The sequence below is a fragment of the Gilliamella sp. B14384G10 genome (assembly GCF_016101685.1).
In the GTDB taxonomy this organism is placed as follows: domain Bacteria; phylum Pseudomonadota; class Gammaproteobacteria; order Enterobacterales; family Orbaceae; genus Gilliamella; species Gilliamella apis_A.
On the sequence record NZ_JACFQA010000003.1, the window covers coordinates 250,228 to 272,259 of the forward strand.

The 22,032-nt window shown below is 34.4% G+C and carries 21 protein-coding genes and 1 pseudogene; 19 read left to right on the forward strand and 3 right to left on the reverse strand.

Annotated elements, in window-relative coordinates:
• Positions 1–120: 120 nt before the first annotated feature.
• The 6 genes from pncB to mdtH all read left to right on the forward strand — a co-directional run bounded on the left by pncB (position 121) and on the right by mdtH (position 7,656).
• Complete coding sequence (pncB, locus tag H3T54_RS09480) at positions 121–1,314, forward strand: nicotinate phosphoribosyltransferase (RefSeq protein ID WP_198222249.1); 1,194 nt, start codon at positions 121–123, stop codon at positions 1,312–1,314.
• Between the two features lie 167 nt (positions 1,315–1,481).
• Positions 1,482–2,885 carry an asparagine--tRNA ligase gene (gene asnS, locus H3T54_RS09485; RefSeq protein ID WP_086358660.1) on the forward strand — a complete coding sequence of 468 codons (1,404 nt, stop codon included), beginning with the start codon at positions 1,482–1,484 and terminating at the stop codon, positions 2,883–2,885.
• 303 nt (positions 2,886–3,188) lie between these two features.
• Entirely contained in the window at positions 3,189–4,388 is a 1,200-nt protein-coding gene (locus H3T54_RS09490) for a porin (RefSeq protein WP_198222251.1), read from the forward strand.
• 311 nt (positions 4,389–4,699) lie between these two features.
• Positions 4,700–5,845, forward strand: a complete 1,146-nt coding sequence (locus H3T54_RS09495) for a porin (RefSeq protein ID WP_198222253.1) — start codon at positions 4,700–4,702, stop codon at positions 5,843–5,845.
• A gap of 140 nt (positions 5,846–5,985) precedes the next feature.
• Positions 5,986–6,444, forward strand: a complete 459-nt coding sequence (locus H3T54_RS09500) for a methylglyoxal synthase (RefSeq protein ID WP_086358663.1) — start codon at positions 5,986–5,988, stop codon at positions 6,442–6,444.
• Entirely contained in the window at positions 6,445–7,656 is a 1,212-nt protein-coding gene (gene mdtH, locus H3T54_RS09505) for a multidrug efflux MFS transporter MdtH (RefSeq protein ID WP_198201222.1), read from the forward strand.
• Here the strand turns inward: mdtH and H3T54_RS09510 are convergent.
• Both H3T54_RS09510 and lpcA read right to left on the reverse strand, forming a co-directional pair.
• A complete protein-coding gene (locus H3T54_RS09510) occupies positions 7,634–8,413 on the reverse strand; it encodes a class II glutamine amidotransferase (protein WP_198222256.1) in 780 nt (259 codons plus the stop codon). The genes mdtH and H3T54_RS09510 overlap by 23 nt on opposite strands.
• Before the next feature lies 1 nt (position 8,414).
• The gene (gene lpcA, locus H3T54_RS09515) at positions 8,415–8,990 is read right to left on the reverse strand and encodes a D-sedoheptulose 7-phosphate isomerase (protein ID WP_198222257.1); all 576 of its coding nucleotides are present in this window, start codon (positions 8,988–8,990) and stop codon (positions 8,415–8,417) included.
• A gap of 358 nt (positions 8,991–9,348) precedes the next feature.
• Between lpcA and ribE the strand changes: the two genes are divergently transcribed.
• The 12 genes and pseudogenes from ribE (at position 9,349) to gorA (ending at position 19,801) form a co-directional block, all read left to right on the forward strand.
• Positions 9,349–9,819, forward strand: a complete 471-nt coding sequence (gene ribE / locus H3T54_RS09520) for a 6,7-dimethyl-8-ribityllumazine synthase (RefSeq protein ID WP_198222259.1) — start codon at positions 9,349–9,351, stop codon at positions 9,817–9,819.
• 4 nt (positions 9,820–9,823) lie between these two features.
• Positions 9,824–10,243 carry a transcription antitermination factor NusB gene (gene nusB / locus H3T54_RS09525; RefSeq protein ID WP_065613984.1) on the forward strand — a complete coding sequence of 140 codons (420 nt, stop codon included), beginning with the start codon at positions 9,824–9,826 and terminating at the stop codon, positions 10,241–10,243.
• Between the two features lie 21 nt (positions 10,244–10,264).
• Positions 10,265–11,308 carry a TrmH family RNA methyltransferase gene (locus H3T54_RS09530; RefSeq protein WP_198222261.1) on the forward strand — a complete coding sequence of 348 codons (1,044 nt, stop codon included), beginning with the start codon at positions 10,265–10,267 and terminating at the stop codon, positions 11,306–11,308.
• A 145-nt stretch (positions 11,309–11,453) separates the two neighbouring features.
• Positions 11,454–12,389 carry a multifunctional transcriptional regulator/nicotinamide-nucleotide adenylyltransferase/ribosylnicotinamide kinase NadR gene (gene nadR, locus H3T54_RS09535; RefSeq protein WP_198222263.1) on the forward strand — a complete coding sequence of 312 codons (936 nt, stop codon included), beginning with the start codon at positions 11,454–11,456 and terminating at the stop codon, positions 12,387–12,389.
• A gap of 62 nt (positions 12,390–12,451) precedes the next feature.
• Entirely contained in the window at positions 12,452–13,228 is a 777-nt protein-coding gene (ubiE, locus tag H3T54_RS09540; protein WP_034901293.1) for a bifunctional demethylmenaquinone methyltransferase/2-methoxy-6-polyprenyl-1,4-benzoquinol methylase UbiE, read from the forward strand.
• Positions 13,229–13,242: 14 nt separating this feature from the next.
• On the forward strand, positions 13,243–14,784 hold the full coding sequence (gene ubiB / locus H3T54_RS09545) for a ubiquinone biosynthesis regulatory protein kinase UbiB (RefSeq protein ID WP_198222265.1): 1,542 nt from the start codon (positions 13,243–13,245) through the stop codon (positions 14,782–14,784).
• A gap of 73 nt (positions 14,785–14,857) precedes the next feature.
• Complete coding sequence (tatA, locus tag H3T54_RS09550) at positions 14,858–15,070, forward strand: twin-arginine translocase TatA/TatE family subunit (RefSeq protein ID WP_198222267.1); 213 nt, start codon at positions 14,858–14,860, stop codon at positions 15,068–15,070.
• 3 nt (positions 15,071–15,073) lie between these two features.
• Positions 15,074–15,397, forward strand: a pseudogene (gene tatB, locus H3T54_RS09555) (Sec-independent protein translocase protein TatB); the annotation flags it as partial.
• 14 nt (positions 15,398–15,411) lie between these two features.
• On the forward strand, positions 15,412–16,167 hold the full coding sequence (gene tatC / locus H3T54_RS09560) for a twin-arginine translocase subunit TatC (protein WP_198222269.1): 756 nt from the start codon (positions 15,412–15,414) through the stop codon (positions 16,165–16,167).
• Positions 16,168–16,220: 53 nt separating this feature from the next.
• A complete protein-coding gene (hldE, locus tag H3T54_RS09565) occupies positions 16,221–17,648 on the forward strand; it encodes a bifunctional D-glycero-beta-D-manno-heptose-7-phosphate kinase/D-glycero-beta-D-manno-heptose 1-phosphate adenylyltransferase HldE (RefSeq protein ID WP_198201211.1) in 1,428 nt (475 codons plus the stop codon).
• A gap of 159 nt (positions 17,649–17,807) precedes the next feature.
• Entirely contained in the window at positions 17,808–18,287 is a 480-nt protein-coding gene (locus tag H3T54_RS09570; RefSeq protein ID WP_198222271.1) for a hypothetical protein, read from the forward strand.
• A 161-nt stretch (positions 18,288–18,448) separates the two neighbouring features.
• Positions 18,449–19,801 carry a glutathione-disulfide reductase gene (gene gorA, locus H3T54_RS09575; protein ID WP_086362870.1) on the forward strand — a complete coding sequence of 451 codons (1,353 nt, stop codon included), beginning with the start codon at positions 18,449–18,451 and terminating at the stop codon, positions 19,799–19,801.
• 65 nt (positions 19,802–19,866) lie between these two features.
• Here the strand turns inward: gorA and H3T54_RS09580 are convergent, their stop codons facing one another.
• Positions 19,867–21,216 carry an MFS transporter gene (locus H3T54_RS09580; RefSeq protein ID WP_110448402.1) on the reverse strand — a complete coding sequence of 450 codons (1,350 nt, stop codon included), beginning with the start codon at positions 21,214–21,216 and terminating at the stop codon, positions 19,867–19,869.
• A gap of 246 nt (positions 21,217–21,462) precedes the next feature.
• Here H3T54_RS09580 and H3T54_RS09585 point away from each other — a divergent pair, with 246 nt between their 5' ends.
• A complete protein-coding gene (locus tag H3T54_RS09585; RefSeq protein WP_086358677.1) occupies positions 21,463–22,026 on the forward strand; it encodes a DNA-3-methyladenine glycosylase I in 564 nt (187 codons plus the stop codon).
• Positions 22,027–22,032 lie beyond the last annotated feature (6 nt).

The window sequence follows — 22,032 nt, forward strand, 5'->3', positions numbered from 1 at the left end:
TGTCTATATGAACTATTATAGCCTATTAAAAATAATCTTATTAGATAATTAATTTATATCTTAATTATTATTCTGCTATAATCATCAGAATTTTCTTTAAAGAACTGATAATAGATAGACATGTTACCCGCAATAATTACATCAATATTAGATACTGATGCTTATAAGTTGCATATGCAGCAGGCCGTTTTTCATCATTATCCTGACGCGACTGTCGTTGCTCAGTTTCGCTGTCGTAGTGATGATCTACTTGGTCAATATGCCGATCAAATTTCTCATCAAGTTAAATTAATGGAGTCTTTAACACTTACCGATGATGAGTTCGCCTATTTATCTGGTATTACCTTTTTTAAATCTGATTATTTAAACTGGCTAAAAAAATGGCGTTTTAATAGTCAGTTATTAACGATTAAAAACGAAGATGGTTTGCTGGTGATTCAAATTGAAGGCAAATGGGTTGATGTTATTTTGTGGGAAGTGCCATTGCTAGCGGTTATTAGCGAAATTGTTCATAAAGATCGTTCGCCAAATATTGGTGTTGAACAAGCATTAGCAAGACTTAAAGATAAATTAGCCAGATTTGATGAGCAAACTAATGATCTTGATATGTCTGGTTTTAATTTGCTGGATTTTGGTACACGAAGACGTTACTCTTTTGCTGTCCAAGAGGCTGTTGTAAGTTATTTGCAAAACCATTTCCGCAATTTTCATAGTACTAGTAATTATTTATTGGCATATCGTCTAGGGTTAACTCCAGTTGGCACGCAAGCCCATGAATGGTTCCAAGCCCATCAACGATTAAGCCCTAATTTGTATGATTGCCAAAAAACGGCCTTGCAAGTTTGGTTAGATGAATATCCTGATGATCTGGGTGTTGCGTTGACAGATTGTATTACTATGGATGCTTTTTTACGTGATTTTGACTACTATTTTGCATCTCATTATCAAGGACTACGCCATGATTCGGGCGATCCGATTGAATGGGGTGAAAAAGCGATTAGCCATTATCAGCAATTAGGAATTGATCCTGAAACAAAATTACTTGTGTTCTCTGATAGTCTAAACTTTGATAAAGCGCTGAAAATTTATCGGCACTTTAATCATCGAGTGAAATTATCCTTTGGTATCGGTGGTTTTCTTGCTTGTGATATTCCGTCTTCAGAAGTAAATACCAAATCTTTAAACATTGTATTAAAACTAACGGAATGCAATAATCAAGCTGTAGCTAAATTATCTGATAGTCCTGGTAAAACAATTTCACAAGATTTGGCTTTTATTGACGAATTAAAAAGAACATTTAAAGTCAATCATTAATAATCATATTGATGATTAATATTAATAATTAAACAAAGTGATATAGTCTTATAAATAATCTGTACTATCAATTTTTGATAATACTTAAATGAATATTAAAACTCAGCTTATATATTACTTTTAAGATTACTTACTATATAAATAATAAATAGAGATGGATAATTAAAATGAATTCTGTTGCTCCTATTGTTGACGTGCTACAAGGTAAAATTGCTGTTGGTAGCACCATTTCAGTTCAAGGTTGGGTAAGAACTCGCCGTGATTCTAAAGCCGGTATCTCATTTTTGGCTGTGTATGATGGTTCTTGTTTTGATCCAATTCAAGCGGTAATTGAAAAAGACTTACCAAATTATGAACAAGATATTTTGCGTTTAACTGCGGGCTGTTCAGTAAAAGTGACGGGTAAAGTTGTTGAATCTCCAGGTCAAGGGCAAAAATATGAATTACAAGCAACGCAAGTTGAAGTTTATGGTTTTGTTGATGATCCTGAAACTTATCCAATGGCCGCTAAACGTCACTCAATAGAATATCTTCGCGAAGTTGCTCATTTACGCGCAAGAACCAATATTGTTGGTGCGATTACTCGTGTACGACACACTTTAGCACAAGCTATTCACCAGTTTTTTGATGAACGAGGTTTTTTCTGGCTTTCAACACCAATTATTACTGCCTCTGATACTGAAGGTGCTGGTGAAATGTTCCGGGTTTCAACACTGGATATGTTAAATCTACCTAAAACAGATAATGGTAAGGTTGATTTTGATAAAGACTTTTTTGGTAAAGAAGCTTTTTTAACTGTTTCTGGGCAACTTAATGCAGAAACTTATGCATGTGCACTTTCAAAAGTCTATACCTTTGGTCCCACTTTTAGAGCTGAAAACTCAAATACTACACGCCATTTAGCTGAATTTTGGATGATGGAGCCAGAAGTGGCGTTTGCTGATCTTAATGATAATGCCAAACTTGCTGAAGATATGTTGAAATATGTCTTTAAAACAGTACTTGAAAAACGAGCTGATGATATGCAGTTTTTCGCACAGCACATTGATAAAGATGCCATTAATCGTCTTGAAAGCTTTATTAATGCTGATTTTGCCCAAGTGGACTACACTGATGCTATTACTATCTTACAAAACTGTGATGCTAAATTTGAAAATCCAGTAAGTTGGGGTATTGATTTGGCATCTGAACATGAACGTTATTTAGCTGAACAACATTTTAAAGCGCCAGTTGTTGTTAAAAATTATCCTAAAGATATAAAAGCGTTTTATATGCGTATGAATGATGATGGTAAAACTGTTGCGGCAATGGATGTATTAGCCCCAGGTATTGGTGAAATCATAGGTGGTTCACAACGTGAAGAACGTTTGGATATGTTAGATAAACGTATGGATGAATTAGGCCTTAAAAAAGAGGATTATTGGTGGTACCGTGATTTACGTCGTTATGGTACTGTACCTCACTCAGGTTTTGGATTAGGTTTTGAACGTCTAATTGTTTACGTCACTGGCGTTCAGAATGTTCGTGATGTGATTCCTTTCCCTAGAACTCCACGTAACGCAAATTTCTAAAATTTGTGCATATTATCAACTGACTTTTAGTCAGTTGATAGCAAATTCAATATTAACAAAACTTTACAAATGATTAAAAAACAATCAAACGGACGTTATTTTAAGCTTAGACATCACGTTTAACGAAAAGTTCACTTGATTTTAATAAATTTTTATACATAATTTACAGTACTGTAAAAAGTAAGATGAAAATAATAGTTAAAAACGTTAGTTATAAACATTATTTTTGGATGAATAATCATTGTAAAAATTGACACAACCAAAAGGCGTGTCTTTTTATAGAAATAACCATGAGGGTAAGAAATGAAACGTAATCTATTAGCAATCGCTATCCCTGCTCTTTTAGTAGCAGCTGGTGCAAATGCTTCTATCGAAGTATGGAACAAAGACGGTAATAAAGTTGATTTTTATGGCCGAGTAAAAGCAGCTAACCATATCACTGATCGTGGACAAGATGGTGAAGGTGACGATACTTCAGCTCGTTTAGGTATGTCTGGTCAAACTCAAATTACTGACGGTATTACTGGTTATGGTCGTTGGGAATATGAAGCGAAAGCTGGTAAAAACTCAAATAACGAAGTTCGTTATGCATTTGCTGGTTTAAACTTTGGTGATGCTGGTTCATTCGACTATGGTCGTAACGACGGTGTGTTAAAAGCTATTACTGCTTATACTGACGTATTACCAGAATTTGGTGGTGAAGCAGCAAACAATACTTGGAACGTGCTTTCAGCTCGTACTAAAGCTGTTGCTACTTACCGTAACAACAACTTCTTCGGTTTAACTGATGATTTAAGCTTTGCATTACAATATGCTGATAACGGTGATAATTCATACACTGTTGATGGTAAACGTTCAAGCCCATTATTCGATGAAGATGGTGACTTATCTGGATACAAAGGTGATAGCCGTGAAGCATATGGTGCTAATGTTCAATGGAATATTTTTGATACTGGCTTAACTGTTGGTGCAGGTTATGCACAAACAGCTGGTAAATCTAAATATGTTGAAGGCGGCGAAGTTAAAAAAGCTAAAACATGGACTACTGGTATCAAATATGATAACTATAATCTATATTTAGCTGCTACTTATTTCCAAACTAAATTCAATACTTGGAATGAAAAAGGTGTTGATGGTGAGCGTTATGATAATCCTAAAATCAAAGGTGTTGAGTTAGTTGCTCAATATGGTATTGATTTACCTGTTGGTCGTTTAACACCATCTTTAGCTTATGTTCAACATAAATTCAGTAACATCAGCTCTGATGACTACTGGTATGATGATGAACATAAAGAAGGTCGTAATTTAGCTAAATATGTTTCACTTGGTGCGACATATGATCTTAATAAAAACTTCAGTGCTATCGTTGAATATAAATTCAATCTTCTTAAGAAACAAGATATCGGTGCTGAGTTAAATACATCTCATGAAAGCAATGGGCGTCACCCATTCAAACCAGGTACTAAAGATGTGTTAGGTGTTGGTTTAATTTACCAATTCTAATCGCTTGATATCTTAAATATCAATAAAAGGCACTTAGGTGCCTTTTTTTTCATCTCTTGAACATCATGTTATCTAAAAAAACATTTTATGCTTAAAAAAATATTATTTTAAGTCATAAAATAGTCTTAATTCGCAGAATAATATCTTACAAATGTTATTAATCCATAATGTTTACAATAAAAATCTAGTATTTAACAATAATAATAGATATCCCAGTAATAACTTAGTTGCTAATTAACAGCAGCTATTTATTAAATCAAGAACAAAATATTTTGTATCTTTAATAATAAAATACCTAAGAGGGTAACTAAATGAAACGTAATCTATTAGCAATCGCTATTCCTGCTCTATTAGTTGTAGGTACAGCAAGCGCTTCAATTGAAGTGTGGAACAAAGATGGTAATAAAGTTGACTTTTATGGTCGAGTTTATGCCTTGAACTATATTACTGATCGTGATAATCAAACTGGCGAAGGTGACAAAACCACTGCTCGTTTAGGGATGTCAGGACAAACACAAATCACTGATGGCTTGAGTGGTTATGGTCGCTGGGAATATGAAGCTAAAACAGGCTCTGATGCTGATAACGAAACTCGTTATGCTTATGCAGGTCTAAACTTTGGCGATTTTGGTTCATTTGATTATGGTCGTAACGATGGTATATTAAAAACTTTAACTTCATATACTGACGTTTTACCTGAGTTTGGTGGTGATGCATCAAATAATGATATCTATGCATTAACAGCAAGAACCAAAGCAGTGGCTACTTATCGTAACTCAGATTTCTTTGGTTTAGTTAACGGGTTACGTTTTGCTGTGCAATATGCCGATAATGGTGATAATAGTTCAACTCAATACCTAAATAATCACGACCGTACTGGCCATGATAGTGCTGAAGCTTGGGGTTCAGTAATTGATTGGGACGTGCTTGATACAGGTTTATCAATTGGTGCCGGCTATGCACAAACAGGTGGTCATAAAGATGCTAAAGCATGGTCAGCTGGTGTTAAATATGATAATGATAATCTATATTTAGCTGCGCTTTATATTCAAGGTAAACAAAAATACGGTTGGGAAAAAGCATCAACTACAGATAATACCTCTGATTTGAAAACTAAAGGTTTTGAATTAGTTGCTCAATACGGTATTGACTTTGAAGTGGGGCGTTTAACTCCTTCTGTTGCTTATATTCAACATAAAGTACAAGATGCATCAAACTTCTCAAGAAGTGGTGATGCGGGTCTTAAAGGTAATGATTTAGCTAAATATGTCGATGTTGGTTTAACCTATGACTTTAATAAAAATTTATCAGCAATTGTTGATTATAAAATTAACTTGTTAGATAAAGATGATATTGGTGCACGTCGAGCTTTATACGAAGATGGTACATTCACTAAATCACAAATTAAAGCAACAGCTAAAGATACTGTAGCATTAGGATTAATTTATCAATTCTAATTATCTTTATCTTTATATTTAGATTAAATAAAAGGCACTTAGGTGCCTTTTTTGTTATCTATTTTTCAATAAATACCGCTTGCGCTTTAATAAATAGTCTGATAAAAATAATGAAATAATAATCAATTAGGACTATATTGATGCAGTACATTACTCGAAAATTACCTGCAAAAAAAAATATTGCTTTAGTGGCACATGATCACTTAAAAGAAGCATTATTAAATTGGTGCAAAAAAAATCGACAAGAACTTTCGCATCACAACCTGTGTGGTACAGGAACAACCGGAACATTAATTAAGAAAGAAACGGGATTAACTATAACGCCTATGCTCAGTGGTCCAATGGGTGGGGATCAACAAATCGGAGCTTTAATTGCTGAAGGTAAAATTGATATTCTGATCTTTTTCTGGGATCCACTTAATGCTGTACCACATGATCCAGATGTAAAAGCTCTATTACGCTTATCAACAGTTTGGAATATTCCAGTAGCCACTAATCAAGCTACCGCTAACGCTTTAATACAATCCTCAATATTTACTCAAGAAGTGGAAATTGAAATTCCTGATTATCAAGGTTATTTAAACGAAAGAGTAAAATAAATGCCAATTCCTTCACAAGTTCGCAAAACAGGTCGATACATATTATTGTTAGATAATTTGTTTATTGTGTTGGGATTTTATGTAGTATTTCCATTGGTCTCTACCCACTTTGTTAGTCAAGTTGGGTGGAGTGCGTTATTTGTTGGTTTTGCTTTAGGTTTTCGTCAATTTGTTCAGCAAGGATTTGGTTTGATTGGTGGGGCAATCGCAGATCGCTTTGGTGCTAAACCAATGATAATAACTGGTATGTTTTTGCGATCAATTGGATTTATCTCAATGGCACTAGCAACAGAACATTGGTTATTATTAATATCTTGTTTACTTTCGGCATTGGGCGGTTTGTTATTTGATCCCCCTAGAATGGGATTAACTATCAAATTTACTCGTCCTCATGAACGAGGCAAGTTTATTTCGCTACTAATGATACAAGATAATGCAGGCGCAGTTATTGGCGCTCTTATCGGTGGCATTCTAATCGATTACGATTTTCAATTAGTGTGTTGGTGTGGTGCTTTTATCTTTTTCTTATGTGGTATTTTTAATCTGATGTACTTACCGGCCTATCATATCGCAATTGGTAAAGCTCCGATTATTAACGGCATGAAAATGGTTCTTAAAGATAGAAAATTTACTCATTATGTACTTACTTTAACCGGTTATTATGTGCTGTGGGTGCAAATCATGTTGATGTTACCTTTAACCATTACCAATGTGTCAGGTAGTCCAAGCTATGTAAAATGGATGTATGCTATCCAAGCAACAATATCGCTATGTTTGCTTTATCCTCTTGCTCGAATAAGTGAAAAATATTTTAGATTAGATCAACGCCTTAAATTTGGATTATTGTTGATGTCTTTTGCTTTTATTATTATTGGCTTTACATCACAATTATCGATTTTACTTTCTCTTATAGCGTTGTTTTATTTTGGGGCTATTATTGCTGAACCAGCTAGAGAAACATTAGCAACTGTTTTAACAAACCCTAAAGCTAAAGGTAGCTATATGGGGTTTAGTCGGTTGGGATTGGCATTGGGTGGTTTTATTGGTTATACCGGTGCTGGCTGGCTTTATGATGTGGCCATCCAAATCGGTTTACCGCATTTACCATGGGTAATCTTAACTTTAGTCGGTCTATTAACTTTAGGATATTTAGAATATTTATTCAAAAACGAGCCACCTATGACTAAAGTCAAGATGAGAAAGATTGGCTAATTTCGCCATTTTTAAATAAAATTGCTTCACCACTAGCTAATTTAGTCCATATTTCGTTCGAAGTTAACGGCATGGTTGAAATTATTGTTACAACATCATTTTGTGTCGTATGTTTTTGAAAATCTATCTCAACATCTTCGTCAATTAACTTGGCCTTTCCAAATGGTGCTTTTCGGGTGATCCAGTGTAGATTGGTTGAACAGTAAGCAAAGACATATTCACCATCTGACAGTAGCATATTAAAAATACCTAATTGGGTTAATTTAATAGCACACTCTCTAATATATTCAAAAAGTTCAATATTATTGGTTGGTTGCTGTGGGTATTTTTTATGTAATTCATTTATTAAATAGCAAAACGCATATTCACTATCAGTTAATCCAACCGGTTGAAATATTCCTGTATCTAATTTTTCATAATCAGTTAATTGTCCATTGTGTGCAAAAGTCCAATTTTTACCCCATAGTTCTCGAGTAAAAGGATGAGTGTTTTCAAGTGCAACACCACCGCGATTAGCTTGGCGAATATGAGCAATAACAGCAGTTGATTTTATTGGGTATTGTTGAACCAATTTAGCAATGGGTGAAAAACTACATGGTTGCGGATCTTTAAACGTTCGACATCCTTTACCTTCATAGAAGGTTATGCCCCAGCCATCTTTATGAGGACCTTTATCGCCCCCACGTTTGATTAAGCTGGTAAAACTAAAACAAATATCGGTCGGTACATTGGCACTCATACCCAATAATTCGCACATATTAAGCCATCTCTTTTTCAATAAGTAGAATTAAAATATGAATTACTTTGATATGGATTTCTTGTACACGATCTGCATAGCCAAAATGTGGTACACGAATATCAACATCAGCTAATCCATTCATTTTCCCACCATCTTTACCTGTCAGTGTGATAATTTTCATACCTTTTTGTTTAGCTGCTTCAATTGCTTTAAGTACATTAGCTGAATTCCCTGAAGTTGAAATGCCTAATAAAACATCACCTTTTTGTCCAACGCCTTCAACGTAACGAGAAAATATGTAATCGAAACCATAATCATTGCCCACGCACGAGATGTGACTAACATCAGATATGGCAATGGCTGGATATGAAGGACGATTATCTCGGAAACGTCCGGTTAATTCTTCAGCAAAATGCATCGCATCACAATGCGATCCACCATTACCGCATGAAAGTACTTTTCCACCTTGTTTAAATGAGTCTGCAATTAAAACGGCTGCTTGCTGGATTTTTTTTAAATTTTCATCGTTTGCAACGAAATTGCCCAATACGTCAATTGCCTGATTTAATTCATCACGAATGGTGTTAATGTACATTAATAATACCTCTTTAATAAAAAGCTTTTCCATAACCATTGTAATTCGTTAATAACAGCTTGCAAGCAATAACAATAAATTTTTTATAATATGTAAAATATTTCAATTTTCTACAAACAAATAATAGGATAGTTATCTAAAAAATAATTATGGATAAATGCAAAAATAACCTTTGATAAATTAACTATTTTCATACAATAACAAGTTAATAACTATTTTAATTAAAGCTAGTATTAAAAAGATTAAATCCTCTTTTGCTAATAGGATAAGCCTTTAATTTGTGGTATAATTGCCTGATAATTTAATCTCTGAAAGAGATTATAAAATTGCATCTAGAATCAATCGGTAAGGAATGAATATGCAAACAATTAAAGGTAAAGTTGCTGCACCTGAAGCCAAAGTAGCGATTATCGTGGCGCGTTTTAACCAATTTATTAATGAAAGTTTAGTTAATGGTGCCGTAGATGCACTCACTCGTATCGGTGAAGTAGACGATAACAATATTACCGTTATTTGGGTACCGGGCGCTTATGAAATTCCTTTAGCAGCTAAAGTTGCTGCACAGTCAAAAAAATATGATGCAATTGTTGCATTGGGCACGGTTATCCGTGGTAGTACCGCTCATTTTGATTTTGTCGCTGGTGAATCAAGTTCAGGACTATTAACTGCGAGTTTAGACTTTTCGATACCAGTTGGTTTTGGTATTTTAACTACTGAAAGTATCGAACAGGCCATTGAGCGAGCTGGAACTAAAGCGGGCAATAAAGGTGCTGAAGCGGCACTAACCGCACTTGAAATGTTAAATGTGATTAAAACAATTAAGGAGTAATTTAGTGGCGTTAGTTAATCCTCGTCGTCGAGCAAGAGAGTGTGCAGTTCAAGCTATTTACTCTTGGCAAATTTCTAGAAATGATCTTGCTGATGTTGAGAGCAGCTTCATGGCTGAACAAGATATGAAAGGTGTCGACACCAAATATTTTAGAGAATTACTGCATGGTGTTGCTAAAAATACTGCAGAATTAGATGAGAAAATGACTCCTTATTTAACAGAAAGAACTGTTGATGAACTAGGTCAAGTTGAATTAGCTGTATTAAGAATTGCTCTATATGAATTAATGAAACGACATGATGTCCCTTATAAAGTTGTTATCAATGAAGCTATCGATCTTACTAAAACCTTTGGCGCAGAAGATAGCCATAAATTTGTTAATGGTGTATTAGATAAAGTTGCACCAACCATTCGTACACGATAACTGTCTTTAATTGGGAATAATATGAACGATACTAGTGAAAAAAGTAAGCCCACTATTTTTTATGCTAAAAATAGCGAAGCAAGAGTGAAAAACCGTTCAGCCAAAGAACGTGGTGGTGATTATAAAAATAAACGTAATAATGATGGTTTTCAGTCTAATTCAAAAGCAAAACATGACCGGATCGAAACCTTTAAACCAAAAAAATTTAATAAAACGGTAAAATCAGCTAAAGCACAGTTTGATTTAGCTGATGAGCATGATTCCCCATGGCAAAAAAAAGTTCGAGATAATGAACAAGTACCTACATTCGGTTATGATGGCTATCGTCAAAAAAAGGAAGAGACATTAGTTTACAGCGAAAACAGTTGTAAAGCGGTATTTAAGCACCGACGTTTGGCTATTGTTAAATTATTTATTACCCAAGAAATGACTTATCAATTTAAAGAATTAATTAATTGGTTAGTCAAACAACGTCTTGGTTATGATGTTGTTTCAACAGAGCAAATTACTAAAATCACACAAACTCCACATCATGGTGGTGTTTGTTTAATTGTTAAAAAACGCATTCCACTCACTTTGCTTGATTATTTAGATGAATATGATGATCAGGTTCAGGATTGCATTATTGCTGTTGATGATGTGAATAATCCGCATAACTTAGGTGGGTTAATGCGTAGTGCAGCTTTTTTTGGCGTTAATGGCGTAATTTTACGGCAAACAAACTTACTCGATAGTGGCGCCGCAATGCGTGTTGCTGAAGGTGGCATTGAAGCAATTGAATCTATTAAAAGTGATGATTTTATAGCATCTATTGATCTGTTAAAACAACATGGTTATCAAGTTATTGCGCTATTACCATGTCAATTAAAATCGATTTCATCGACTGAGTTATCACAACTCAAATTTACCAAGAAAATTGCCTTAGTTATATTTCAACAAATTAATAACAAATTAATTAACTGTGCTGATAACATTGTCCATTTGCAAGGCAATGATAATATGTCGGCTTTAAATATTTCTGTAGCAACAGGGATTGTGTTATCAGCTATAAAATATCAATCTTAATTGGTATGATTCTAACAATTGATGAATTTAATTGATGAAGTTAACACTTTTGTAATTTTATTATATTAAATAGCATCAATTGGTTAGAAAATGGTTGTTTTTTCTGTACATTAGTATCCAGTTTTGAAATTGATTGGTAATGATTATGTCATCTAAACATCGAGTTGGTTTAATTTTTGGTAAGTTCTATCCCTTACATAGTGGTCATATTTATCTTATTGAAAAAGCATTGACCCAAGTTGATGAACTGCATGTCATGTTGGGTTGTGAATCAATACGTGATAAACGACTGTTTGAAAAAAGTCGCCTGCCTAGACAGCCTCAAGTAAGTGATCGCTTCTCATGGTTAAAAGAAACCTTTAAAGATAGACATAATATTCACATCCATATCTCTGATGAAGCTGGTATTAACTATTATCCCAATGGTTGGCAAGATTGGAGTGATAGTATAAAACGTATTTTATTGGAACATAAAATCGAACCTACTGTGGTATTTACTAGCGAATCACAAGATGTAAAACAGCATGAACGCTATTTTGGTTGCCCTGTGGTTATTGTTGATGCTGATCGTGATTTTGTTAATATAAGTGCGACACAAATTCGAGAAAAACCTTATCAAAACTGGTCTTATATTGCTAAGGCAGCGAAACCTTTTTTTGTTAAAAAAGTAGCGATTATAGGACATGATAAATTTAATGAATTGCCGGTACAATTAGCTAATATTTATAACACACAATATGTTTCAAATGGTTATATTAACTACATTAAACGAGAAATATCAACAACAGAAAATAAACGTTATTTGAGTGAAAATGATTATCTTAGGATAGCCATGTTGCAAGTAGAACGTATGTCCAAAGCTGTTGAAGATGCTAATAAATTAATCTTTACATCGATTGATTTTGATACATTGGCTAATTACTATAATCAAATTTTTACTAAATCTAATGAAGTATTAAATGGTTTAAAAAATAGTTATCAGTTTGATTTGGTCATTCACGAAAAAGACTTGCCAGCAAACTCCACACCATTACAACATTTCGAAATTGTTTCTCAAATGGTTGAATCGTTATTAATTTAGTCCATCACATTTAGGTTAGCTTATGCTAAAATAAGCTAACTATTTATGATAGGTAAATTTTTATGTCTCAATCATCTTCACAGCAAAATGATGAAAATCAAGATAAAATTGATTTTGGTTACACTCAAGTTTTAAAGCAAGATAAAGTAAAACGGGTAGCAGAAGTTTTTCATTCTGTTGCTGATAAATATGATGTTATGAATGACCTTATGTCATTTGGTATTCATCGTATCTGGAAAAAAATCACTATTGAGTATAGTAGTGTTCGTAAGGGTCAAAAAGTTTTGGATCTTGCCGGCGGTACTGGCGATTTGACGGCTAAATTCTCGCAAATTGTCGGTGATGATGGTTTAGTTGTATTAGCTGATATCAATGAATCTATGCTAAAAGTTGGTAGAGATAAGCTTCGAGACAAAGGTCTATTTAATAATATTGAATATGTACAAGCTAATGCAGAAGAACTGCCATTTGCTGATAACTATTTCGATTGTATTACTATCTCATTTGGTTTACGCAATGTCACTGATAAGCAAAAAGCATTGCAATCTATGTGGAGAGTGTTAAAACCTGGTGGTCGTTTATTAATACTTGAGTTTTCTAAACCGCAATACCAGATTTTAAATAAAGCTTATGACTTATACTCATTTACTATGTTACCGTTGATGGGCAAAATTGTCGCTAATGATGCTGATAGTTACCGATATTTAGCTGAATCTATCAGAATGCACCCAGATCAAAAAACATTGAAAAAAATGATGGAGGATGCTGGATTTGTCGATGTGAAATATCACAATATGACAGGTGGCATTGTGGCTTTACATACTGGTTTTAAATTTTAATGTGATAAAAAAGAATGACATTTCTTCGAATTTATAAAATATTAACGGTATTTCGAGCTTATCGATTAGATGAACTATTACCAAAACATCGAACCTCAACATGGTTTAAATTGTTGTTGATTAGTCTATTTTGGGTTAGATCTAAAGCAAAACAACAAGATATTGGTGAAAGATTGCGTCTAGCCTTACAAGAGTTAGGTCCGGTTTGGATAAAGTTTGGACAAATGGTTTCAACAAGGCGAGATGTATTACCGAAACATCTCGCTGATGCATTAGCCAAACTGCAAGATCAAGTAGCTTCTTTTGATGGACAAATTGCCAGACAAATTATTGAATCAGCTCTTGGTTGTTCTATAGATGATTATTTTACCGATTTTGAGGAAAAACCATTAGCTTCTGCTTCTATTGCTCAGGTGCATACTGCAACTTTAAAAAGCAGCCACGCCCAAGTTGTGATTAAAGTCTTACGCCCGAATATTTTACCTATAATTAAATCCGATATTCGCTTGATGTATTGGGCTGCTAATCAATTTACTAAACGGATTAAATTTGGTGAAAAGTTACGTGCGGTTGAAATTGTTAGTGATTATGAAAATACACTTTTGAAAGAGCTTGATCTACAAAAAGAAGCTTATAATACTGCTCGTTTACGGGATAATTTCATAAATAGTGAGATTTTGTATATTCCTTATGTTTATCAAGATCTTTGTCGAACAAATATTTTAGTAGAAGAACGAATTTATGGTACACCAATAGCTAATATTGATGAACTTAAACGAAATAGTGTCAATATGAAATTGCTCGCCGAACGTGGTGTTCAAGCTTTCTTTACACAGGTGTTTCGAGATAATTTTTTCCATGCTGATATGCATCCAGGTAATATCTTTGTTGATATTTCTGAACCGCAAAATCCCCGTTATATTGGCATAGACTGTGCAATTGTTGGTGTACTAACTGAAGATGATCAGCGTTATTTAGCTGAAAATTTTCTCGCCTTTTTCAATCAAGATTATCGACGAATTGCACAAATTTATATTGCTTCTGGTTGGGTGCCAGAAACAACGGATGCAACGGCATTAGAAATGGCTATGCGTAGTGTGTGTGAACCTGCATTTGCCAAACCATTAGGTGAAATTTCATTTTCTCAAATTTTATTAGCTTTATTTCAAGTTGCCCGTCAATTTGAAATGGATATTCAGCCGCAATTAACATTACTTGAAAAAACCTTATTTTATATAGAAGGATTAGGACGTCAGCTATATCCAGAACTCGACTTATGGCAAACGGCTAAGCCATTTCTTGAAAAATGGTATGAAGATAAGTACAGCGCTAAAACGTTATTCCAGCAAGTATGGACCTCGTTACCAGAGTGGAAGAACATCCTAGTTGACCTGCCAGTAAGATTAGGTGACCAGGCTCGTATGACTAAACAGATGCATAACCAATTAAAACAGATTAATCAAGAATTACAACGAAGCCAAAAACGCTATCGTTGGTCGTTGGCCATTCTTAGTCTAGTTTGTGTTTTATCAATTGTAACGCTGGTTGTACATTAAATAGTTATTTTTGGGAATATCATCATTTAAGTGTATAATTTAACTACCTAACGCTATTGGAGATAGTTATCATATGCCTAGTTTGCCCAAACTACTGATATTTGTTGCTGTTATCGTACTATTATTCGGAACTAAAAAATTGCGTTCATTGGGCTCTGATCTTGGGGCTTCAATTAAAGGTTTTAAAAAAGCCATGAATGACGATGATGACAAAAAAGAGGCTGATGATTCACAAAAAGTTGAACATCTTGACTCATCAGCTAATAACCACGCCGATAAAGAGTAACCCGTGTTCGATATTAGCTTTGGTCAGCTACTATTAGTATTAATTATTGGACTGGTTGTATTAGGACCGGAACGTTTGCCTATTGCGATTAAAACTGTTGCCGGATGGATTAAAGTACTCCGTCGTATGTCAGCAACTGTCCAGTTAGAATTGAATAAAGAACTCAAACTGCAAGAATTACAAGATAGCTTAAAAAAAGCCGAACAAAGTGGTTTGAATTCTCTTACCCCAGAACTGCAAGCATCAATTGATGAATTAAAACGGGTAACCGAATCACTGCAAAATGAGATTAATTCAGTTAGTCAAATTGATACAACAATTCATTCAGATAAAGATAAATTATGACAGACGACGCAACCCAACCACTTATTGGACATCTGGTCGAACTTAGAACAAGACTTTTACGCTGTATCATTTGTATATTACTTGTATTAGCATGTTTGCTTTATTTCTCAAATGATATCTATCATATTGTTGCTAATCCGCTTATCAGTCAATTACCTAAAGGTAGCAGTATGATTGCCACCGATATTGCCGCCCCTTTTTTTACACCAATTAAACTGACGGCCGTTGTTGCAATATTTATTTCTATTCCTTATCTTTTATATCAAGTTTGGGGATTTATTGCTCCGGCTCTATATCAACATGAAAAACGGCTGATTATGCCATTAATTATTTCTAGTACGGTACTTTTTTATATCGGTATTGCGTTTGCATATTTTGCCGTGTTTCCTTTGGCATTTTATTTCTTTATTCATACAGCACCAGTTGATGTTGCGATAAGTACTGATATTACAAAATATCTTGATTTTGTCATGACACTATTTATTGTATTTGGTTTTGCATTCGAAGTGCCTGTGGCGATTATTTTGCTTTGTTGGACTGGCGTTACTACTCCTAAAAACTTACGTAAAAAAAGACCTTATATTATTGTCGGTGTGTTTGCTGTAGCGATGTTTGTAACCCCACCGGATGTATTTTCTCAAATTTTATTAGCTGTACCTATCTGTTTATTATTTGAAATAGGGACATTTTTTGCCCGTTTTTATCAACCCAGAAAAAAAATTCAACCAGACGATGAATCTGTTGGGGATTAATAATAAATCGATAAGTGATTTACTGAATAACAAGTAAAGGATATATAACCATAATGAAAACTTCACTTCCTGAGTTTAATCAAGCAAAAGTTCTGGTAGTTGGCGATATTATGTTAGATCGCTATTGGTATGGTGGTACTAACCGTATATCACCAGAAGCACCAGTGCCAATTGTTAAAGTTGATGCTCTAGAAGAACGCGCTGGTGGTGCAGCCAATGTCGCTATGAATATAACCTCTTTAGGGGGGGGCGCAAGATTAATTGGTTTTACCGGTATTGATGAACCAGCCAAAGTACTTGATGAACAACTGACTAAACGTAATGTCCATTGTGATTTTGTATCAGTCTCAACTCATCCAACAATTACCAAATTAAGAGTTTTATCTAGAAATCAACAACTCATTAGAATTGATTTTGAAGAAGGTTTTAATAATGTTGATCATACACCTATTTTAGAACGTATTGAAAGTGCACTTTCAACCTCTAAAGTATTAGTACTATCTGACTATGCCAAAGGTGCTTTAACTGCTGTACAAGCAATGGTTAAACAAGCTCAAAAAGCAAATGTCCCAATATTGGTTGATCCGAAAGGTACTGATTTTGAGCGTTACCGTGGGGTAACATTATTAACGCCAAATATGTCTGAATTTGAAGCAGTTGTTGGTGTTTGCAAAACAGAGCAAGAAATTATCGAAAAGGGCTATCAACTGATTAAACAATACGATTTCAAAGCACTGCTTGTCACTCGTAGTGAAAAAGGGATGACGTTAATACAGTTAGATAAACCTGTTTATCATCTACCTACGCAAGCCAAAGAGGTATTTGATGTTACTGGTGCTGGTGATACAGTAATAGCGACTTTAGCGGCTTCATTAGCCGCAGGACAATCTCTTGAAGAAAGCTGTTTTTTAGCTAATGCAGCGGCAGGTGTTGTGGTTGGCAAGTTAGGGACATCTACGGTATCTCAAGTTGAATTAAGTAACGCTATCCGTGCTCGTGCTGATGATGGTTTCGGTGTGATGACAGAAGACACACTAAAAGAAGAAATTCGCAAAGCGCGTCTTCGTGGTGAAAAAATTGTCATGACTAATGGTTGTTTTGATATTTTACATGCTGGGCATGTCTCTTATCTTGCCAATGCTCGTAAACTTGGCGATCGTTTGATTGTGGCGGTAAATAGCGATGCTTCGGTAAAACAGCTTAAAGGACCATCACGTCCAATCAATCCATTAATGCAAAGAATGATTGTTTTAGGTGCGCTTGATTCTGTTGATTGGGTTGTTCCTTTTGAGGAAGAGACACCGCAACGATTAATTGCTAGCATATTACCAGATGTACTAGTTAAAGGTGGCGATTATAAACCAGAAGATATCGCTGGTGGCAAAGAGGTTATTGAAGCTGGTGGTGAGGTTAAAGTACTGAATTTTGAAGATGGTTGTTCAACCACGAATATCATTGATAGGATTAAACAACAAGAATAATGTATTTCGGTAATTGGCTATTTAATTGGGTAGCCAATTACTCAAATATACAATAATTGGTGTTCAAATTTTTCATTATTTGATATTTAATTCACTCAAATAAATAGTTATTTGAGTTTTGAAAAATAAAATCTTAAATAATTAATAAGGAATAGGATAATGAAAACAAAAGTGACTTTATTGTTAATGGGCTTTCTGATTGACGCTTGTCACCGAGTACCGCAACACAAATATCGTTATGAAGCAAATATCAATGATCCTCAACTTGTTTTCACTACAGAAACTGATTACCCAACCTATTTTTCATTAAATATTTATGATGGTAAAAGTAACACATGTTCTAATTATCAGAGTCTTGGCTATGTTTTTCGCCATAAAATTGTACCATTTAATATTTATCCTAAATATGTTCCTTCGGTAGAAGTGAAAACTCCTAGTAATCAAATCGTTACTGTTATTGGCAAATCAAGAGATGATAAATTCGTCTGTACAACAAAATATCAGCAGTTCACTCCAGAATTGGGGAAAATATATAGTATTCTTTACAAACTTGAAAATAATAAATGTTATCTTGAGATTAGCGAAAAATTGAATTCTAAACCGGTTAATTCTCAGGCTTTAAATAGATGTTTTGAGTAAGTCAGAAACTATTAAAAAAATCATTAATATGATTATATTAATGAATAAGACCAATCAATAGTTAATAACTATCATTAAATTTCATATTTAATACTTTTTTTATTGTCCGCTTTGTGCAAAGCTATTAATCATTATTTGCTAATTTATTTAAAGGATTTTTTATGACTAAACATTATGACTATATTGCTATCGGTGGTGGTAGTGGTGGTATCGCCTCTATTAATCGTGCTGCATCATATGGTAAAAAATGTGCAATTATTGAAGCTAAGTTACTTGGTGGAACTTGCGTAAATGTTGGCTGTGTACCGAAAAAAATTATGTGGTATGGTGCACAAATTGCTGAAGCAATTAACCATTATGGCCCTGATTATGGTTTTGATACCACTATTAACCATTTTGATTGGGACAAACTTATTGCAAGTCGAACTGCTTATATTGAGCGTGTCCATCAATCTTATGATCGTGTTTTAAACAATAATAATGTCGATGTGATCCATGGTTATGGCAAATTTGTTGATGCAAAAACGATTGAAGTTAATGGCGAACATTATAGTGCCGATCATATACTTATTGCTGTAGGTGGAAAGCCAACGATTCCAAATATACCTGGAGCGCAATATGGTATCACTTCTGATGGATTTTTTGAGTTAAAAGCACTTCCTAAACGAGTAGCAGTAGTTGGAGCTGGTTATATAGCTTGTGAAATAGCCAGCGTGTTACATTCACTTGGCGCAGAAACACATCAATTTGTTCGCCAAGGTACACCTTTACGTGCTTTCGATCCACTTATTGTGGAAACATTAATGGAAGTAATAACTAATGAAGGTCAGCATTTGCACACTTTTGCAATCCCTTCTTCTGTTACTAAAAATGATGATGAATCATTGACGTTAACATTAGAAAATGGTGAGAGTTATACTGTTGATTGCTTAATATGGGCAATCGGTCGTGAACCAGCAACAAAAGAAATGAATTTATCTGCTGCAGGTATTAAAGTTGATAACAATGGATTTATTATTGTGGATGAGTTTCAAAATACTAGTGTTGCAGGCATTTATTCGGTAGGGGATGATACAGGCGCCGCAGCATTAACCCCTGTAGCGGTGGCTGCCGGTCGTCGATTATCGGAACGACTATTTAACAATAAACCAAATGAGCATCTAGATTATTCTAATATTCCAACAGTGGTGTTTACTCACCCACCGATTGGTACGGTTGGTTTAAGTGAACCGCAAGCTATATTGCAATATGGCCCAGAAAACGTCAAAGTTTATAAATCTACTTTTACTGCTATGTATACCGCGGTCACATCGCATCGACAACCTTGCCGAATGAAATTAGTCTGTGTTGGTGAGCAAGAAAAAATTGTTGGTATTCATGGCATTGGTTATGGTATGGACGAAATATTACAAGGGTTTGCTGTAGCATTGAAAATGGGAGCAACCAAAAAAGACTTTGATAATACTATTGCTATTCATCCAACAGCAGCGGAAGAATTTGTTACAATGCGTTAATATTTATCATTTATCTTACTTTTTACCGAAAACAGGGCGATTGCCCTGTTTTTTATTAATAGTCTTTAATGATCTGATTTATTTTGCCAGCCATTTTGGGCTAATGAAGTAAAGCCAACTACAACAGCTAGTAAAGCGACAGCTGAAATATAAATACCTGCGCCAAGATAACTAAATTCGCCTAATAAGTGATCTGGGCTTAACAAATAAATAGTTAACGTTGGGGTAATTGCACTAAATAGTGCGTAGGCCAAATTATAAGAGAACGATAATCCAGAATAACGAATTGCTGGTGGAAACGTTCTAGTGCCGATAATTGGTGTCATGGCTATCGAGCCAATAAACAAACCAAATACAGCCCAAATAGAATAAAGTTTAGTTAATGATATATCTGCAGTTAAAGAACTATAAAAATAGATACTGACTACTGCTAAACCACCCCATGTGATGATAACGGTTTTTGCTGTACCTAATTTATCATCTAACCAACCAGCAATAACACAACCAATAGATAAGGTTAAAGCAGCAATACAACCACCGATACGCCAATCAAGATTTGCAAAATGGTACATACCACCAACAATGCGTCCAGGAGTAATTAAAATACCGACCATAATAGCGGTGGATAAAGACCAAGTTAATAATGCGACAATCAAACATGCCGTTTTGTGTTTTTTTAATACGGTAACCACAGGTATACTTTTTTCTAAAGCTTTACGTGCAGCTAACTCTTTAAAAATTGGCGTTTCAGATAAAAATTTGCGTAAATATACTGAAATAACCCCAAAAATACCGCCAATAATAAAAGGAATACGCCATGCATAATCCAAAATATTTTGGTTAGTAAAATAGAGATCAATAATAATTGTGACGAAAAAGCCAAGTAAGATACCACCAGTAATGCCTGAGGTTAAAGTACCGACACCTAAACCATAACGTTGTTTTGGGGTATGTTCTGCGATAAATACCCATGCGCCAGGCATTTCACCACCGATAGCCGCGCCTTGTAGCATCCGCATCAATAACAATAATAATGGTGCTACAATACCAATTGTTTCATAAGTAGGCAAAATACCAATGATAAAAGTAGGTAAAGCCATCATCGCCACACTTAAGGTAAACATTCTTTTACGACCAACTTTATCACCAAAGTGCGCCATAATAATGCCACCAACAGGGCGAACCAAGTAGCCGGCTGCAAAAATTCCCCAAGCAAATAAATCTAACGTTAACGGCGATAATGTATGGGGTAAAAATAACGGTTTGACAATGGTATCAATGTAGAGTGCATAGATAACAAAATCATAAAATTCTAATGTTCCTCCTAAAGAGGATAATATCAATGTTTTTAAATCTTTGCTGTTCAATGGACGTGCCACTGGTTGCCATTCAGCATTAATCTCGGACTGACTCATGAAAAAACCTTATTGTTATAGTTAAACTGATATAGTCAATTAAAAAAATAATTATATATTGACTAAATCTTAATAGTGAATGGTCATTCTGCCATAAAAAATAGATATTTTTTTAATCATAAAAAAATTTAATCAACAGTAATTATCTGCTGGTTAGATTTATAATCTAAATTTATGGATGATTTAAATAAACACTCAATTTATTTATCAAGTATAATAATCTCAAAATATTAAGTTAGAATAACTATGAAAAATAACCAACCAAAACGTTGTAGTTGGGTTAGCAATGACCCGTTATATATTGATTACCACGATAATGAATGGGGGCATCCACAATATGATAGTTTAAAACTATTTGAAAAAATCTGTCTTGAAGGTCAACAAGCAGGGTTATCGTGGATTACTGTTCTAAAAAAACGAGATGAATATCGTCGATGCTTTTTCAATTTTGAACCACAAAAAATTATCCAATTAACGGCGACTGATATAGAATCATTACTTGAAAATGAAGGCTTAATTCGTAATCGTCTAAAACTTAACAGCATTGTAAAAAATGCTCATGCTTACTTAGCAATGCAGAACAATAATGAGGATTTTTCTCAATTTATTTGGTCCTTTGTTAATGGTAAACCTATAATTAACCACTTTAATGACATAAGTGAAGTTCCAGTTAGCACCGAAATATCAGATAGAATGTCAAAAGCATTAAAAAAGAGAGGATTTTCTTTTGTTGGATCAACGATCTGTTATGCATTTATGCAATCGATGGGATTAGTTGATGACCATTTTGAAACTTGTTTTAAAAAATGAGAGGTA